Raw genomic sequence first — 17,076 nt, 5'->3', positions numbered from 1 at the left:
TTTTAAATTATAATTCTTCTTGCGGAAGGTTTGCTTTTTTTCTCCAATAATTAATTACTGCCGATGTGATAATGGTAATCGACAATCCAATAAAACATCCGGTGGTCACCGATATAAAGCGTTCCACTGCTCCTGTCCATGACATTTGTTCTTGTTCATGAATTAACACAATGATGAGTGCTACGATTGCGGTTCGCGCCACATTCATCAGATTAAAAAAATAACAAGTGGCTATGGAAAGAACAATACCCAACACTAACATATAGACATTTGGGGCGTGAATAAAATAACAAAACAATCCAATTCCGGAGCCAATTAGGTTCGATTTAAACCGTTCAATCGATAAACGACGCGCATCTTTTGCCTCGGGCGAAATCACCAAAATAATAGAAAGCATCGTCCAATACAGCTCATATTCAGGGAAACCCAAATACAATTGATAGCCAATTAGAAAACCAATGATGCATTTAAACCCGTAAATAATTAAATCAGATCCGACACTGTATCGTATTAATTTGTTTACCATTCGATTAGTATTAGATTCATTAGAATTGAAAAACTAAAGGCAATTCTATTCTATCCTTTTTTTATGCTAATTGTTCCACGAATTTTGCTTCCGTTTTTTCTCGAACTTCTTCTAAAGTTGCTTCCGGCATTAATTCTATTAAAGTCAATTTGCCATCAATATATTTGAAAACGGCCAACTCTGTAATTACCATATCAACAGACCCTAAAGTCGTCAAAGGCAAGGTGCAAGTAGGCACAATTTTAGAACTTCCGTCTCTGTTGTTGTGATTCATCGTGATAATCAACGTTTTTGCTCCTGACGCCAAATCCATTGCGCCGCCAACTCCTAATAAAGGTTGTCCCGGAACAGCCCAATTCGCCAGATTCGCGTGCTCATCTACTTCTAAACCTCCCATTACAGCAATATCAACATGTTTTCCACGAATCATGGCAAAAGAATCTGCACTGTCAAAATAACTGCTTCCCGGTACTGCCGTAACTGGAATTTTCCCAGCGTTAACTGGATAATTCATTGCTCCTCCTCCATCTACAGGCTCCGGACCAACGCCCAACATTCCGTTTTCTGTGTGTAAAATAACACCGTGTTCGGGTGTAATTAAATCGGCAACTAAGGTTGGAATTCCGATTCCCAAATTGACTACATCTCCTTTTTTCAATTCCTGTAACGCGCGTTTGGCCATATTCATACGGTCTTCACTCACTTTTTTTCCTTTGCTCACCGATGCCGATGAACCTAAGTCTTCCAAAGTAAGTGTTGCCTGAACCAAGTAATCGACGTAGCATCCCGGTGTGTGAATGTAATTGGGATCTAAAGTTCCTTCCGGTACAATTTCTTCTACCTCTGCCACAACCAAATCAGCGGCTGTTGCCATAGCACGATTGAAATTTTGTTCGGTCATACGATAGATTAAATTCCCTGCTGTATCCGCTTTCCACGCTCTGATAAAAGCAATGTTTCCCCGAATTCCTTTCACAAAGACCTGTTCTACCCCATCAATTATTTTAGTCTCTTTCCCTTCTGCAATAGGCGTTCCGGCGGCAGTTGGCGTATAAAAACCTCCTATTCCCGCACCTCCGGCTCTTAAGGCTTCCGCCAAAGTTCCTTGCGGTATCAATTCATATTCTACAATTCCATCCTGAGCAGCTTTCACCGCTTCGGGGTTACTGGTAAAAAAAGAACCAATCATTTTTTTCAATTGTCCGTTTCGCAACAAACGCCCGCCCCCAATTCCCGCTTCGCCTACATTGTTTCCAATAAAAGTGATGTTTTTAGTTTCCGTTTTCGATAAAGCATCCATTAAATGGACTGGATTACCCGTCATCCCAAAACCACCTTGTAATAAGGTATCACCATCTTTGACCATGGCTGCGGCTTGTTCGGTTGTTATTTGTGGAACTGTTTTCATAATTTAATTTTTAATAAATTCTATAAGTAGTTTTGTAAAATCATCGGCTTTTTCAATATTTGAAATATGAGCCGTTTTTAAGGCAGCCAATAACGAGTTTGGGATTTTTTCCATTAGAAAATCACCATCGTTTACGGTTGTCACCAAATCCTCTGTGCCGGAAATAATTAAGGTTGGCGCTAAAATTTTGGAAACTTCATCTGTAAAATCAGCATCCCGAACGGCAGCACAACAAGAACTATATCCTGCTACCGGCGTTTGCACAAACTTTGCTAAAACCGAATCAACCTCCGTTTTATTTTCGGTAAGGTATTCAGATGTAAACCAGCGTTCCTGCGTTCCTGAAACGATACTGTCCAAACCATTTTTTTGAACCGTTTCAATTCGGGTATTCCAGCCTTCTTTGTTTCCAATTTTTACGGCAGTATTACAAAGTATCAGTTTGTTCAACCGTTCCGGCGCATGAATTCCCAACCATTGTCCGGTCAATCCGCCAATAGACAATCCGCAGAAATTTACTTTTTCGATTTTTAAATGATCCAATAAATCCAAAACATCATTCCCTAGCATTTCAATAGAATATTCTCCTTCGGTAGCTTCGCTTTTTCCATGACCGCGAGTATCGTACCGCAGAATATTAAATTCTGTACCAAGCAACTCTATTTGTTTATCCCACATCGTCAAATCAGTTCCTAATGAATTAGAAAAAACAATAGTTTGCTCCTTCTTGAAATCATCAAATACATAATTCAATGTTGTATGCTGTATTTTTATTTTTGACATTATTTCGTTTTTATATTAACCTAAATCACCACCGGCAACCGGAATTGTAATTCCTGTGATATACGAAGCTTCATCGGATGCCAGAAAAAGTATCGCCGAGGTTTGTTCTTCAATGGTTCCGTAGCGTTTCATTAAACTCGATTCCGTGGTTTGATTCGCCACTTCTTGTCTCCATATTTTTTCCTGTTCCGAATCAGGCGTTTCATTACGAGGAATTAAGCGTTCCGGAGCTTCGGTTCCTCCTGGTGCAACCGCATTTACCCGAATATTTTGTTCTGCATATTCAAAAGCCATAGCAGCCGTAAGAGCATTTACTCCTCCTTTTGCAGCAGCATAAGGAACACGATTAATTCCTCTGGTGGCAACCGAAGAAACATTCACGATTACCCCTCCTTTTTGATCCAACATCATCGGAAGAACGGCACGACAGCCCCAAAGCGTTGGGAAAAGCGAACGACGGATTTCTTTTTCTATTTGATCTTCTTCATAAGTTGCAAAAGGTTTCATCCAGATGGTTCCGCCTACATTGTTAATCAAAATGTCTATTCTTCCAAACTTTGCAACAGCTTGTTCCACTACCGCCTGAAAGCCTGAAAATTGCTCCAAATCAGCAACAACTGCAAGTGCTTTATTTTTTTGTTCTTCACTCAATTGTGAAACTATTTCATTTACTATTGGAGAACGATCAACTAATATTACCGAACCACCTTCGGCTAAAAGTTGCAATGCAACCGTTTTTCCTATTCCTTGCGCGGCACCGGTAACAACGGCCACTTTTCCTGAAAATCTATTGGGGTGAAGCATTTTTACTGTTTAAAAATTATAATTGTAGATTTTCCTGACCCGTTGGAAGAAATTTTTCCATGTAAAAATTAACATGTTGAATCGCCTCTTTATCAAGCGTAGTTTTTACCGCTTCCACCATCGCATTTGGTCCACAGATATAAATATCGTAGGCTTTATCGCCAAGAAGTTCTTTGTTAATCCATTGGGTAACGTATCCTTTATCATGACCTTCTGCTTGTTCATCAGAAGTACAAGTGTGTATTTTTAATGGCATAATTTCACTAAACGCTTTCAAACGTTCCAATTCCACCACATTCTCGCCTGTAGTAGCTCCGTAAAACAAATGAATTGGTGTCGTATTCTTTTCTGCTTTTAGCTTTTCAAGCATGGCCATAAAAGGGGCAATCCCAGTACCGCCAGCAATAAAGATTAAATCACGTTGTACCTCTCTTAAATAAAAGCTACCCAAAGGAGTTACAATGTTTAATTCCCCACCTACAGTTGCCTCATTTTTTAAATAACTGCTCATCAATCCTCCAGGAACTAATTTGATTAAAAACTCCCCTTCAGTTGTATCAGGTTGTGAACTGTACGAATATGATCTGGTTTGTGAAGTTCCTGGAACCTCAATATTTACATATTGTCCCGGAAGAAATTGAAAAGAACTCCCGTCAGCAGCACGCAATTTTAATTGGTAGATTTCGGAAGACAATCGATTTAACTCCTTGATTTCAGTAGCGACAGCCGTAGATTTAACTTTGCAGGCAGCAGAACTCGCCAAAATATCAACCACAAGGTCTGATTTTGGTCTCACTTGACAGGCAAGCGCAAAACCTGCCGCTGCTTCTTCATCTGATAAGGCTTCTTCAATGTAGTCTCCTGCATCAAAATTTCCTGATCTCATTTTACATTTACAAGTCCCACAAGCGCCATCAGCGCAATCTAACGGAATGTTTATCCCAACACGATACGCAGTTTCTGCCACCGTTTCATTGGGTAAACTATCTATAAATCGGGTAACTCCGTCCTCAAAGTTTAATGCTATTTTTGCCATTACTTTTGTATTAAATATGATATATGTCAAGCACTTGTCGAATATAATCGTTCTTAAGGATGACTTTTTTATTAGTGATTAAAAATGAATCTCCCACTTTTTTCAAAGTGTAAAAGGAAACACCAAAAAACTGATCCAATTTATTGTATCGAAAGCTTAGTGTATTCCAGTTAAAACGTATTTTAACTTCATCGTTGTTTTCTTCCAGAATTTCAAGATTGGTGCAATTATGACTTGTTCTGGTGTCCGGTAAAGTAGCGCTCGAACGTTCGGTTCTGATTCTAAAAACACGGTCTTCCAAACCATTTCTGTTTGGATAATAAATCAACGAAATCTCGGTTTCGTGATTTGTTGTTAAATTATCCTCGTCATCCCAAGATGGCATCCAAAACGTTACTTTTTCATCGTATAACTGAAGCCATTCATCCCATTGTTTGTCATCTAAATGTCTTGCTTCCTGATAAACAAATGCCTGTATTTTATCGTAATTCGTCATCTTACAAATTATTTTCTAGATTAATCAATTCCTCTTTTGCCAAAGCCTCCTTCAAAGTTTCTGCCCAATACTGGTGCTGCATAAGGAACAATCCTTCGTCTTCGGTTCGGATTCCGCTTAATTTTGGATTGATTCCCATGGCGGTAGCATGTTCGTCCGGACCATAAACCCAATGTTCTGCCCCACGGCTCACATCGTTCCACGGCATGGCTTTTGCCAAATAACTTTCCTGACACGATCTGAATTCTTCCAAATCATCAGGAGTTCCCATTCCGGTTACATTGAAGAAATCTTCGTATTGGCGAATACGCAACGCACGGTCGGCCGCAGGTTCATTTTTGGGTGCCATACAGTAAATAGTCACTTCCGATTTATCGACAGAAATCGGTCGAACCACACGAATTTGAGTCGAAAACTGATCCATCAAATACACATTTGGATAAAGAGCCAAATTGCGTGTTTCATTAACAATAAAATTGGTTCTTTCTTTACCAAGTTCCGCATTCAATCGATCCAACTGACTGTAAAGCGGACGCACTTCAGGATTCAGCATTTTTGTCCAAAGTAGCATGTGACCATTTTCAAAACCATACACACCACCAATACTTTTCGACCATCCGTTAGGATCTACCGCTTGTACACCGTCTTCTTTACGGTTTCCCATGGTGGCCACATAGTTCCAGTGCACCGAGCTTACGTGGTAGCCATCAGCACCATTTTCCATTTGCATTTTCCAGTTTGCATCATAAGTATACGTAGAAGCTCCTCGTACTACTTCCAATCCAAATTCTGCCTGATCCACCATTTGATCTATAATCTTTTTGGTATCACCGAGATAGTCTTCCAATGAGGAAGAATCTGGATTTAAGCTGCCAAATAAAAATCCTTTGTACGATTCAAATCGCGCCACTTTTTTCAAATCATGAGAACCTTCTGTGTTGAACTGTTCCGGATATCCTGCGCCTTTTACATCTTTTACTTTTAGTAATTTTCCCGAATTATTAAAAGTCCAACCGTGAAAAGGACATGTATAGGTAGATTTATTCCCTTTTTTATAGCGACAAAGCTGTGCTCCTCTGTGGCTGCAGGCATTAATAAAAGCATTCAATTCGCCTTCTTTGTTACGAGCTATAAAGATGGGTTGTCTGCCAATATGAGTCGTGAAATAATCATTGGCTTCCGTTATTTGGCTTTCATGAGCCAAATACACCCAATTGTTTTCAAAAATATATTTCATTTCCAATTCGAACAACTCCGGATTGGTAAAAGACTCTCTGTTATGACGATACAAACCTTTTGCAACATCGTGTTGAAGCAGGCTTTCTACATATTCTTTATTTAATTTTTCCATTTGTGTTGTTGTTTAGTAGTCATAACCTATCCGCTCCGGAGTTATTTTGGTGTAAAACCACCATGAGAAAAGTTAAAAATTTATTTATTCTCACGGGGATTCTACAAGTCCAAAAAAGATTCGGAAAATGGCAATAGACCGTTTCTTTTTTTAATTATGCTACAGCTTCAGCTCTTAATCGCTCTACTTCTGCATCGTGAATTCCTTCAATTTCTTTGTGCAAAGTGAAGTCGAAATCGATTGAGGAAAAAGGGGTGTCTAATCCTTTTTCTTTGATTTTTTCTGCATCAGTAATTACGGTAAGATCTGGAACCAAACCTTCACGAGTTGCGAAAGCGAAATCATCCCATAAGTAAGGATCTCCTTCGAAGTTAATTTGTGTTGTTAGTTTTCTGCAGCCTGGCGCTGAAACAAAGAAATGAACGTGAGATGGACGATTTCCATGACGACCGATGGCACTTAAAAGTAATTCTGTTGATCCGCCAGGAGGAACTGCATATCCAGAAGGAAGGATACTGCGGAATTGATAGTTTCCGTTTTCATCCGTTTCTATCGTTCTGCGCAAATTAAAATCGCTTTGTGATTGGTCAAAATAAGAATAATTCCCTTTCAAGTTGGCATGCCAAACCTCTACAATTGCATTTGGAATTGGATTGTTATTTTCATCCAAAACTTTTCCTTGCATGAAGAAAACTTCCCCTTGCTCTACTTCAGTTCCGTCATCCAAACGCGCAAATCCTTTTGATTTTGGTGCACCTGCAACATAAAGTGGACCTTCAATAGTTCTTGGTGTTCCACCCGTCATTCCTGCTTTTTCTTCTTCTTCATCCATACGTAAGTCTAAGAAATGTTCTATTCCTAAACCTGCAGCTATTAAACCGTATTCTCCATTTTGACCTGCTTGTGTCAAGTAATTTACTGCCGTCCAAACTTCATCCGGTTGGATATCTAAATCTTCGATAGTATAAAACAAATCACGAAGGATTCTGTTTACAATTGCTTTTGCTCTTTCGCTTCCAGCTTCTATTTTTTCAGTACTTTCAATTTTTTGAAGTAATCCGTCTATTTGTGCTCTAGTCATGATATTGATTTTATAAATTTATTATAGTTTTTTTGATTGTTAAAAAGGGTTACAATTGTCCTTCTTTTATCGAAGAATAGTGTTTGCATAATGATTTTACTTCGATTTCCATAAAAGGAAAAAGGGGTAAATTGCTCAAGATGTCATGAAGTTCAGCCGGACTTTCTACATTGAAAATACTGATGTTCGAATACTTCCCGACTATTCTCCAAATGTCAACCCATTTTCCACTGCGTTGCAAATCTTGGGACATTGCTTTTTCTTTTGCTTTTAATTCGTTTACAAAATTCACATCGGAATCATGTGGAATTTTTACGGTCATTTCTACGTGGAATAACATAATGCTGATTTTTATTTACGTTTATATTGGTTGAGTTTTTCTAAATCTAATTCCAAGCCTAAACCTGGACCTTGTGGGATTTTCATCGAAGCATTCGAAAATGCTACTTTGGTTTTAACAATATCATCCGTTAACAATAATGGACCGAAAAGTTCCGTTCCCCACGACATTGTTTTCAACGTGCTAAAAGCATGCGCCGAAGCCACTGAACCAATTGTTCCTTCCAATAAGGTTCCTCCGTACAAACTGATATCAGCAGCTTCTGCAATTGCAGCCACTTTTAAAACATTATGCAATCCACCTGATTTTCCGATTTTTAAAGCGAAGACATCGCCTCCTCTTATTTTGGCCAATTTATAAGCATCGGCACTATCGTTTAATGCTTCATCTGCCATAATGGGCACGGTAAACATTTTGGTCAAACGAGCCAAACCTTCAAAATTTTCTTTAACTATAGGTTGTTCAATCAAATCAATTCCTGCTTCCTGAAGTTTAGCAATGCTTATTTTTGCGGTACTTTCGTCCCAAGCCTGATTCACATCTACTGTTACTTTTGCTCGGTCTCCCAACGCTTTTTTGATTGCGGCAACGTGAGCAATTGAAATTTCCGGTGCTTGCCAACCAATTTTTAATTTGAAAGTATTGTGTCTTCCGATGGTCAAAAGATGTTCGGCTTCTTCAATATCCTGTTGTGTATTTCCACTGGCCAAAGTCCATAAAACAGGTAAAGTTTCGGTAATTGCACCTCCTAATAAAGTTCCAATAGAAACCCCCAATCGTTTTCCATGAGCATCCAAAAGCGCCGTTTCAATTCCTGATTTTGCTATTCGGTTGCCTTTAATGTTTTTTTCAATCCAAAACATTGCTTTGTGAATATTGGTAGCATCCTGACCCACTAATAAAGGAGCAAAATAGGTATCAATATTGAGCTTCATACTCTCCGGAGATTCCTCTCCGTAACTCAATCCACCAATTGTTGTCGCTTCTCCAATTCCTTCAATTCCATCACTGCAAAACAAACGAATGATAACCATACTTTGTTTTTTCATTACAGTCATCGAAAGATGATGCGGGCGAATTGTTGGTAAATCAACCAGAATGGCTTCAATTTTTTCAATAATAGGATTATTCATTTCTCAGTATCTAAATTTATTTGATTTCGACAGAAGTGAGTACTTACTCATAAATAATTTAGCGCTTACTTACTGTTTGATTATCACAAATTTAGAACTAAAAGCAGGGTGTAAAATTGGATTAATTTGCTATTAATGAGACAAATCAAACAAATAGACAAAAAACATAACTATTTGTTTATAATATCTTTAAATAGAAAAAAGAGAAGAAAAAGATTTGATTTCCTTTAAAAAACAGGACAAAACGATTTTATGCAGAAAGATTGGAAACGAGATTATTATAAACGCCAAATTCATAAGATAATCAACTATCTCATTTTAAAAATTGAATAGGTAATAGAAAAATGGAGTGATTACTTACGTCATAATTGACTTCTGAATTCTTTGGGAGTGAGTTCGGTTTTTTTCTTAAACAAACGCGTAAAATAAGCGGGATCTTCGATATCTAATTCATACGAGATTTCGGCAATTGACATATCAAAATTACGCAGGTAAATTTTAGCTTCGTCAATAAAAAAATTAATGATAACATCTTTTGGCGACAAGCCGGAAACATCTTTACAAATTCGGTTGAGATGTCCGCTTGAAATTGCTAAACGGGAAGCATAATCTTCAACGCTTATTTTAAAAGATTTCATTTCCTTTATTAATTGAACAAAGCGTCGGTAATATATTTTATTCTTGTTGTCTGACAAATGAACAGCGGATGAAGTGACAAATATCCGATACAAACGCAACAGCATCATTCCAACCAAATATTGCAAAGCGTGTTGCTTGCCCGGTAATTCAGAATAATATTCCTCGATACATTTACGAATCGTTGTCAAAGCATCATTGATTAATTTATCGTCTTCGTCCAGTTTTGAAATATGAATTTCGTCTATCGTATTGATGATATCCGTATCAAGTTTTAACATATTCTCCAATGACTTATCATAAAGAGAAATAACCCATCCTTTAGTATCGGCATTCATGCGTAAACCATGGCTGATATTTTTTGGAATAGAAAAAAAAGAAACACTTTCTACAAGTTGACTTTCGCCATTAATTATTAATTCCAAAGAGCCGCTTTCTACCACAAAAATTTGAAAAAGGTCACTGTGTACATGAGGTTTTATAAACCATTCGTGGCGTTTACCGGTTATTTCCATAGGTGTAATATGAATAATATCCCTAACCATATCGATAGAGTTATCACCATAAATTCCTTTAAAGAATAATTTATTTCCCATGCATTATTTTAACTCAAAAGCTATTTTGAAACCTATCAAAGATACTACAAATACAACTATATCGTTTGAGTACTATTTAACATTTTTTAGATAAAAGAAAAATACTTTGTGATATTCTAAGATGGATTGGCAGTATTCAATTTTGAAAGTCGGTATAAAAACAGTGTCACAAAAACCAAATAAACAATCGCCATACTTATCGCAATGCTATAGCCATCTAAACCTTGTTTCAAACTATAAAAAAACACGCTGCCAATAATACTGATTCCAAAAGCAGATGAAAATTGTTGCACGGTTGAATATACACCTCCAGCTAATGCGGCATAATCGGTTGGAATTTTTTTAAGCGCATAATTTAAAATGGACGGTAAAAGTGTTCCCTGTCCCAATCCATACAATAAAAGAAACCAAGGAATATACTTCACATTCGCCGGATCTCCAAGAGTAAAAACCTGTAAAATCAAAGAAATAATCATTAGAAAACAACCTATAATCAATAATTTGATTCCATATTTATGCAATAATTTTAAAGCGATAAATGAAGACATCAAAAAACCAATACCATTAAAAGTAAAATACTGGCTGGCAACATAAGGATCCAGATACAATGTTTTTTGGAACTGAACTGCACAAATTAATAAATAAGAATTGTGTGCTCCGAAAAAAAACAACGCTACCAGTAAAACCAAATTGAAACTTTTTATTTTAAAAAGATTCGTGTTCATTAAAGGACTGCTTTGCTGTTGGGTTTTTCGTTTTTGGTTCTTCCAGAATACATATAATAGAATCCCGGATAAAAATAGTAAAAGCAGTACTAAAATTGAAAATCCCTGCTCTGGAATTAAAGTGAGTCCATAAATTAAACTTCCCAAAGCAATGGTTAATAATAGTACGCCAAGCAGGTCAAATTTACCTCCTCTATGCAAACTCGTTTCTTGCAAAAAGAAGAATGAAAGAACAACGGTTACTAAACCAAACGGAACATTTATCAAGAATATCAACCGCCAACTTTCTTCAATATAATGGTGTGCCACAAAATAGCCTCCTAAAAATTGGCCTAAAATAGAAGCAATACCTAATGTAATTCCGAAATAGCCAAAGGCCAAGTTTCGTTCTTTGGCTTCTCGAAAAGTAACTTGTATTATCGTCAAGGTTTGAGGAATCATAAAGGCAGCGGCCACACCCTGAAAAAATCTAAAAAGTATCAATTGGAAAATAGTGTCCGCATATCCACATAAAGCAGAAGTAATAGTAAAAGACAGCATCCCAATTATGAATATTTTCTTTCGTCCAAAAAAATCTCCGGCTCTTCCTCCGGTGACTAAAAAGACACAATATCCCAACAGATAAGAACTGATGACTAATTCTGTATTACTGTCTGATGTCAAATACTGCTGTTTGATTTCCGGCAAAGCCATATTCACGATATACACATCGATTACCGAAAGTAATGGGGCTACAAGTACAATAATTAATGCTAGCCATTTATTAGTTTCTTTCATATTCACAAAAAAACGTTGGATGCAATTCTTTTGAATTACACCCAACGCATTAAAAAAATTAAAATTTTAGCACTGTGGCAAATACAACTCGCCAAGTTCCTATCAAATTCAGATTGCTTACTGCTCTTCCGCTGTTATCCGCATTCCCCCATTCGGCAGCTGAATATTCTGCTTCTAAACCAAATTTCAGATTTTTAATCGGCACTTCAATTCGTGGCGCCAATCGATAAATATAATTAATGGTTCTGTTCGTTGTATTTCCTGATGCAGCAATACCTCCAACAACATTTGAAAATCCATAAGCCACTGCTTTTCCTGAAATCGGATTATTGGCACCGTCATTTTGGCTAAAGCCAGCAAAGAATCCAGGAATTATTTTTTTAGTTTTTCCGGTTAAATCAATCCAAAAAGACTGTGTCGCCATAGTCGAATAGGTTTCTAAACCGGGACCCGAAGTGGGTGTATATCCTACATAGCCTCCAAGCATAATGAATGAAGTGGCGTTTTCGCCATACATCGCTTCTGCTTTTATAGTCATTGGCTTCGTTTCAAAACGGCCATACGCCATAACGGAAACACTGTTGACTCTTTCATTTGAAAAATCATTGGTCAATCCAGAACCTGTTTTGGGACGAATTTGCTCAAAATGCCCTGCTAAACCTAAGAGCGCATTTTTACTTTTATAATTTACCTGAACATGTCCCGAAGGAAGTGAACTGTTTCTGTATGGAGCGGTATTCGAAGTAAAATCTCTTTGTGAAACGGCTGCTATCATCAGATTAAAATTCGCATCTAACTTTTGGGTAAACCGAATTTGAGGATTTCTGTTGTACGGCATATAAGGCGCGCCTCCACTGAAATTAACTACTCCGGGAAACATTTCCGGAATGGTTAGCGGATGCCAAAATTGACCTATTCCCAACTGGCTTTTTTTCCAGTCTAATGTAATATAGGCGTGTCTCAAACGAAATTCATTGATTCCTCCTTCGGCATTACCAAAAAAATCACCTTCAAGGAATCCGGCAGTTTTTGCACCTAAAACATCATGAACATTTACTCTAACTCCGGCTCTGGACAATACATTCAGCATTTGAAACTTGGAAGCAGAGTTCCTGTCTTTCCCATTGGCATCAAAATCAACATCTTTTCCCCAAAGTACCACTGCCGCTTCTCTTACATCAACAGTCTGACGGGAATCAAACACCGCATCATGCCGAATAAAACCTGAGAACTTCACATCAAAAAGCGGTTCTTTTTTCTCTGGTTTGATAGCAATAATACTATCCTTTTTTTTAATGATTTCCTGAGCATTAAGCAGCACTGTTGTCAATAACAAACCAGTGACTGCAGCTATTTTTTTTAACTTCATTTCGTTATATTTTATTTTCAAAATCCTAAATTACGGATGATAAATATTTCTATCTTAAGGCTATTCGTCGGCTACAATAGGATCTAGTTGAATCGATTCTTCTTTTTGAAATACCACTTTACTGTCATGACTGTGTTTCACATTGATAAAGCAAACGGCCAAAGCACCTATGGCTCCGGGAACAGCGAATGCAACAAAATTCAATTCAAAAGGCAATCCTAAACCTAATAAAGCGCCTCCTAAAATTGGTCCTAAAATAGCGCCAGTTCTACCTACTCCAGATGCCCAGCCAATACCGGAAGATCTAATATTTATTGGATAAAATTGTGCTACATAAGCATAACAAAGTATTTGGGTTCCAATAGTTGTTGCTCCTGCAATTGCGATTAAAATATATAATACCAGCGTAGAATTCTTGAAACCAAGTAAGCTTAATGAGATTGCAGCAACGGCAAAAAAGGAAATCAAAACAGTTTTTAAATTAAATTTATCACCAAGCCATCCGCCACCTATTGCTCCTATCATCGCTCCAAAATTCAGTACTAATAAAAAAGTAAGACTAGATCCTAACTCATATCCTGCTTTGTTCATTAATTTTGGCAACCAGGAATTCAGTCCGTAAACCATCAAAAGACAGGTGAAAAAAGCAATCCAAAACATGATCGTACTTGTTGTTCTGTTTTGTTTAAAAAGTTGGGAAACACTGGCTCCGGCTGCTTTTGCTTCTCCAGAATCCAAAACATCACCTGCGGAAGGAAGATACGTTGGCTCAATAAGCGAAAGTATTTTTTTTGCCTCATCTGTTCTTTTTTGTTTTGCCAAAAAGCCTACAGAATCCGGTAAAAATTTAATAATCAAGGGCAATAAAAGTATTGGCAATAATCCAACATAAAAAACCGATTGCCATCCGAAATTTGGAATCAAAAAGATTCCCAATCCAGCCGAAAGCATTCCTCCTACTGAATAGCCGCTAAACATCAGTGTTACCAGCGTACTTCTGATTTTCTTAGGTGAATATTCGGTCATTAAAGCCACAACATTGGGCATCACTCCGCCAATTCCTAATCCGGCAATGAAACGACAAATCCCAAACTGCAAAGGAGTTTCTACAAATCCATTTATAAAAGTGAATCCACTGAAAATGGACACACACATGATAATTGCTTTTTTTCGTCCAATTCGATCCGAAAGTGTTCCAAATATCAAAGCGCCAAACATCATCCCAAAGAGCGCATAACTCCCCAAAGTTCCTGCTTCAAGCGGCGATAAATTCCACTTTTCCATAAGCAATGGCAACACTACGCCATAAATAACCAGGTCATACCCATCAAAAATGATGATTAAGGAACACCAGAACAATACAGTCCAGTGAAATCGATTAAACTTGGCGTTATCGATTAAATTATGAATATCTATTTTTCGCATTTTTTTTTAGTTATTGGTTATTGGTTAATTAGGTATTATAAACACTAGGCTGTTATTATGGTTAAGCCTGTTTTAACAAATTTCTCCATATAAAAATTTGTATGATTTAATTGGATTTATTCCAAAATTGATTTCGGATTCGTCCCTTATATTTGATGCATGTAGTTTCTATGAGGCTGTTTAATTCTTGGTTTTGAGAACATTTTAATTACCATAACAATAATTAAACAACAGATTCACGATTTAAATGTTTTTTCGATAATAATAATTAATTATAATTATTCAAAACACAATTATTTATCGTTTTTAATACACATCTGCAAATATTAAAATTATTCAAGATGAAAAATTGTTCTTTTACATGAATAACAGGACAAATCAAATTTTTTGTAGAAAGTGATGATAAAAAAGAGAGAATTTAAAATGAAATAGAAGTTTGTAAATCAGACTTATAAGTATAGTCTTATATAGTATGTACTAAATTTATTTTGGACATATCAACAAAAAATTTAAGTACCCCAACAGATATATTTATTATTTTTCATAAATGCTGTCCGGGCAGGCTATTCACTGCAAGTCCGCAGGAATCAGTCCATAAAACAAACCCTAAAATGAGCTTCCTACGGTCGCTGTTTTAGGATTTGTTTTATAAAAGGACTTCCTCCTTTGCAGGCTTTCCGTTGCTATCCTTGACAGAGAACCTACATTCCATAACAATCAAATTACTGCACAACCCAAATGCACAACCAATAAAAAATGGTATCTTTAAGATATGAAAAAGCATCACACTATTATTATTGCAGGAGCCGGTGGAATCGCAGAAGCAGTTGGTTTATTACTGATGGAATGGAGCGAAGTAACTCCTACTCTTTTTATTGGCGACAGAACCCATTCAAAAGCAAAAAAAGTAGCTCATTGGATTCAAGAAGGAACTACGAAATCAGGATTTATTCAAGATTTTCATCTTGCTGAAAATGGCTTAACAGATGAAATGAAAGCAATCTTGCGTCAAGGAGATATTATTCTGGACTGTTTACCAGGTAGCCAAGCACCCAGAATAGCCCAGTTTGCTAAAGATTTCAATCTCCATTATGCAAACCTTACGGAGTACGTTGCAGAAACCGAAGAAATAATAGCATTGGCAAAAGACGCCAAAACAGGTTTTATACTTCAAACCGGTTTAGCTCCGGGATATATCGATTTGCTTGCCAATGGACTTTTCCAACAGTTTTGTAAGGACTTTGAAGTTGATAAAGTAGACAAGCTGGAATTCAAAGTTGGAGCGCTGACCAATCATGCAGTTGCTCCACATTATTATGGGTTTACCTGGAGTCCTGTGGGTGTAGCTACAGAATATTTGGAAAAAACTATAGTATTAAGGGATTTTAAAAAAACTACCCTACCATCACTGTCAGAAAGAACTACTATTATTATCGATGGCATTGCTTATGAAGAGGATCTTACTTCAGGTGGTGCAGCAGATTTACCTGATGCATTATTAGGAAAGGTTCGCTCCCTTGACTATAAAACCTTACGCCATCCTGGACATTATGCTTGGATACAAGAGCAAGTTGCTAATTTAGAACCTACAACTGACGCAATTAAAAGCTTACAAGAAAAAATGGAAGCCATTATCCCTCACATTGAAGAGGATAAAATTATTTTATATGCAGCTGTAGAAGGCAAAGATACAACAGGTATTTTGCGCAGACGTGAGATTGCAAAATGTATACGTCCTCAAAAAGTGGGAAAACATCAATTGAGAGCAATCCAAACAACTACCGCAGCACCATTGGCACAAGCAGCGCAACTATTACTCGAAACACCACTAAGCGGAGTCGTATTACAAAGCCAAATTGATCCAATTCCGTTTTTAAATGGGAACTACATCGTACCTGTTTACGGTAAAGTATTAATAAAATGAAAAACCAAGAAATCTAAATATTGAAAAATGAATTGACGTTTTACTAGCTTTCCTTTTTCACGTTAAAATGTTATCATTACACTATGGAAAAACAATATTCTATAGCCATATATCCTTCGGAAACCATAATCCTATTGGTTAAGGCTATGAAAGAAAAATTATTCGAGGAAGTGAATTGGTTTCATAGTAAAAATTCTATCGCTCATATTACGATTTGTGAATTTAAAGCAACTGAAGCTGCAATCGAAATTATCAAAAACAAACTAGACCTGTTATGTGATACTTTCGAACCTTTTGAAGTTCATCTTAATGGTTTTGGTTCCTATTCTAATGGTGCTTTTTTTATTACTCCCAATGAAGATTCTAAAATCAAGCTAAAAGTGATAATGAAAAAAGTTCACGAATTGCTTCGTACCTTAAAAATGCAAAAAAGCAGTGACCCACATGTATCTATTGGCCGAAGACTTACTACAGAAAATATTGAAAAAGCGAACCGCTTATTTACAACAATAAACACTTCTTTTTTATGCAATACTATTATTCTGCGAAAGTTTGATCCTACTATACAACAGTTTTTTATAACCGATACCTTTACATTCAACGGCAATCAAAAACCGGAACTTATACAAGGAAGACTTTTTTAGCTGGAAATTTTTCAATCCAAAT

General features: G+C 36.9%; 16 protein-coding genes. 2 read left to right on the top strand and 14 right to left on the bottom strand.

The features are described from left to right. Positions 1-7: 7 nt before the first annotated feature. The 14 genes from BMX64_RS06375 to BMX64_RS06310 form a co-directional block, all read right to left on the bottom strand. Positions 8-526: an FUSC family protein gene (locus BMX64_RS06375; RefSeq protein ID WP_091168633.1), complete on the bottom strand. Its 519-nt coding sequence runs from the start codon at positions 524-526 to the stop codon at positions 8-10. 61 nt (positions 527-587) lie between these two features. After that, the gene (locus BMX64_RS06370) at positions 588-1,934 is read right to left on the bottom strand and encodes a 3-oxoacid CoA-transferase (protein WP_091168629.1); all 1,347 of its coding nucleotides are present in this window, start codon (positions 1,932-1,934) and stop codon (positions 588-590) included. A gap of 3 nt (positions 1,935-1,937) precedes the next feature. Continuing rightward, the gene (pcaD, locus tag BMX64_RS06365; RefSeq protein ID WP_091168626.1) at positions 1,938-2,717 is read right to left on the bottom strand and encodes a 3-oxoadipate enol-lactonase; all 780 of its coding nucleotides are present in this window, start codon (positions 2,715-2,717) and stop codon (positions 1,938-1,940) included. Between the two features lie 15 nt (positions 2,718-2,732). Beyond that, positions 2,733-3,521, bottom strand: a complete 789-nt coding sequence (gene benD / locus BMX64_RS06360) for a benzoate diol dehydrogenase BenD (RefSeq protein ID WP_091168623.1) — start codon at positions 3,519-3,521, stop codon at positions 2,733-2,735. Positions 3,522-3,537: 16 nt separating this feature from the next. After that, on the bottom strand, positions 3,538-4,557 hold the full coding sequence (gene benC / locus BMX64_RS06355; protein WP_091168619.1) for a benzoate 1,2-dioxygenase electron transfer component BenC: 1,020 nt from the start codon (positions 4,555-4,557) through the stop codon (positions 3,538-3,540). A 10-nt stretch (positions 4,558-4,567) separates the two neighbouring features. Further along, positions 4,568-5,053, bottom strand: coding sequence for a benzoate 1,2-dioxygenase small subunit (gene benB / locus BMX64_RS06350; RefSeq protein WP_091168616.1), 486 nt, complete (start codon positions 5,051-5,053; stop codon positions 4,568-4,570). 1 nt (position 5,054) lies between these two features. Next, the gene (locus BMX64_RS06345; protein ID WP_091168612.1) at positions 5,055-6,404 is read right to left on the bottom strand and encodes a Rieske 2Fe-2S domain-containing protein; all 1,350 of its coding nucleotides are present in this window, start codon (positions 6,402-6,404) and stop codon (positions 5,055-5,057) included. A 154-nt stretch (positions 6,405-6,558) separates the two neighbouring features. Beyond that, positions 6,559-7,485, bottom strand: a complete 927-nt coding sequence (catA, locus tag BMX64_RS06340; RefSeq protein ID WP_091168608.1) for a catechol 1,2-dioxygenase — start codon at positions 7,483-7,485, stop codon at positions 6,559-6,561. A 49-nt stretch (positions 7,486-7,534) separates the two neighbouring features. Further along, complete coding sequence (catC, locus tag BMX64_RS06335) at positions 7,535-7,825, bottom strand: muconolactone Delta-isomerase (RefSeq protein ID WP_091168603.1); 291 nt, start codon at positions 7,823-7,825, stop codon at positions 7,535-7,537. 11 nt (positions 7,826-7,836) lie between these two features. Next, positions 7,837-8,958 carry a muconate/chloromuconate family cycloisomerase gene (locus tag BMX64_RS06330; RefSeq protein ID WP_091168599.1) on the bottom strand — a complete coding sequence of 374 codons (1,122 nt, stop codon included), beginning with the start codon at positions 8,956-8,958 and terminating at the stop codon, positions 7,837-7,839. A 362-nt stretch (positions 8,959-9,320) separates the two neighbouring features. Further along, positions 9,321-10,190 (bottom strand): AraC family transcriptional regulator, encoded by an 870-nt coding sequence (locus tag BMX64_RS06325; RefSeq protein ID WP_091168594.1) that lies wholly within the window; start codon positions 10,188-10,190, stop codon positions 9,321-9,323. 116 nt (positions 10,191-10,306) lie between these two features. Further along, a complete protein-coding gene (locus BMX64_RS06320) occupies positions 10,307-11,692 on the bottom strand; it encodes an MFS transporter (protein ID WP_091168590.1) in 1,386 nt (461 codons plus the stop codon). Positions 11,693-11,750: 58 nt separating this feature from the next. Next, entirely contained in the window at positions 11,751-13,061 is a 1,311-nt protein-coding gene (locus BMX64_RS06315) for a hypothetical protein (RefSeq protein ID WP_091168587.1), read from the bottom strand. A gap of 60 nt (positions 13,062-13,121) precedes the next feature. Continuing rightward, positions 13,122-14,486: an MFS transporter gene (locus BMX64_RS06310; protein WP_091168584.1), complete on the bottom strand. Its 1,365-nt coding sequence runs from the start codon at positions 14,484-14,486 to the stop codon at positions 13,122-13,124. A 772-nt stretch (positions 14,487-15,258) separates the two neighbouring features. Between BMX64_RS06310 and BMX64_RS06305 the strand changes: the two genes are divergently transcribed. Then, the gene (locus tag BMX64_RS06305; RefSeq protein WP_091168579.1) at positions 15,259-16,410 is read left to right on the top strand and encodes a saccharopine dehydrogenase family protein; all 1,152 of its coding nucleotides are present in this window, start codon (positions 15,259-15,261) and stop codon (positions 16,408-16,410) included. 83 nt (positions 16,411-16,493) lie between these two features. After that, positions 16,494-17,054 carry a 2'-5' RNA ligase family protein gene (locus BMX64_RS06300; RefSeq protein ID WP_091168574.1) on the top strand — a complete coding sequence of 187 codons (561 nt, stop codon included), beginning with the start codon at positions 16,494-16,496 and terminating at the stop codon, positions 17,052-17,054. Positions 17,055-17,076: the final 22 nt, after the last annotated feature.

Source organism: Flavobacterium sinopsychrotolerans (assembly GCF_900110375.1).
Taxonomy (GTDB): domain Bacteria; phylum Bacteroidota; class Bacteroidia; order Flavobacteriales; family Flavobacteriaceae; genus Flavobacterium; species Flavobacterium sinopsychrotolerans.
The sequence above is the reverse complement of the archived record's forward strand: the minus strand, read 5'-3'. Positions and strand labels throughout refer to the sequence as shown.

Excerpts from the sequence above, each read along its gene's own strand:
- BMX64_RS06375 (WP_091168633.1), bottom strand. The coding sequence starts at position 526 with ATGGTAAACAAATTAATACGATACAGTGTCGGATCTGATTTAATTATT.
- BMX64_RS06370 (WP_091168629.1), bottom strand. The coding sequence starts at position 1,934 with ATGAAAACAGTTCCACAAATAACAACCGAACAAGCCGCAGCCATGGTC.
- pcaD (WP_091168626.1), bottom strand. The coding sequence starts at position 2,717 with ATGTCAAAAATAAAAATACAGCATACAACATTGAATTATGTATTTGAT.
- benD (WP_091168623.1), bottom strand. The coding sequence starts at position 3,521 with ATGCTTCACCCCAATAGATTTTCAGGAAAAGTGGCCGTTGTTACCGGT.
- benC (WP_091168619.1), bottom strand. The coding sequence starts at position 4,557 with ATGGCAAAAATAGCATTAAACTTTGAGGACGGAGTTACCCGATTTATA.
- benB (WP_091168616.1), bottom strand. The coding sequence starts at position 5,053 with ATGACGAATTACGATAAAATACAGGCATTTGTTTATCAGGAAGCAAGA.
- BMX64_RS06345 (WP_091168612.1), bottom strand. The coding sequence starts at position 6,404 with ATGGAAAAATTAAATAAAGAATATGTAGAAAGCCTGCTTCAACACGAT.
- catA (WP_091168608.1), bottom strand. The coding sequence starts at position 7,485 with ATGACTAGAGCACAAATAGACGGATTACTTCAAAAAATTGAAAGTACT.
- catC (WP_091168603.1), bottom strand. The coding sequence starts at position 7,825 with ATGTTATTCCACGTAGAAATGACCGTAAAAATTCCACATGATTCCGAT.
- BMX64_RS06330 (WP_091168599.1), bottom strand. The coding sequence starts at position 8,958 with ATGAATAATCCTATTATTGAAAAAATTGAAGCCATTCTGGTTGATTTA.
- BMX64_RS06325 (WP_091168594.1), bottom strand. The coding sequence starts at position 10,190 with ATGGGAAATAAATTATTCTTTAAAGGAATTTATGGTGATAACTCTATC.
- BMX64_RS06320 (WP_091168590.1), bottom strand. The coding sequence starts at position 11,692 with ATGAAAGAAACTAATAAATGGCTAGCATTAATTATTGTACTTGTAGCC.
- BMX64_RS06315 (WP_091168587.1), bottom strand. The coding sequence starts at position 13,061 with ATGAAGTTAAAAAAAATAGCTGCAGTCACTGGTTTGTTATTGACAACA.
- BMX64_RS06310 (WP_091168584.1), bottom strand. The coding sequence starts at position 14,486 with ATGCGAAAAATAGATATTCATAATTTAATCGATAACGCCAAGTTTAAT.
- BMX64_RS06305 (WP_091168579.1), top strand. The coding sequence starts at position 15,259 with ATGAAAAAGCATCACACTATTATTATTGCAGGAGCCGGTGGAATCGCA.
- BMX64_RS06300 (WP_091168574.1), top strand. The coding sequence starts at position 16,494 with ATGGAAAAACAATATTCTATAGCCATATATCCTTCGGAAACCATAATC.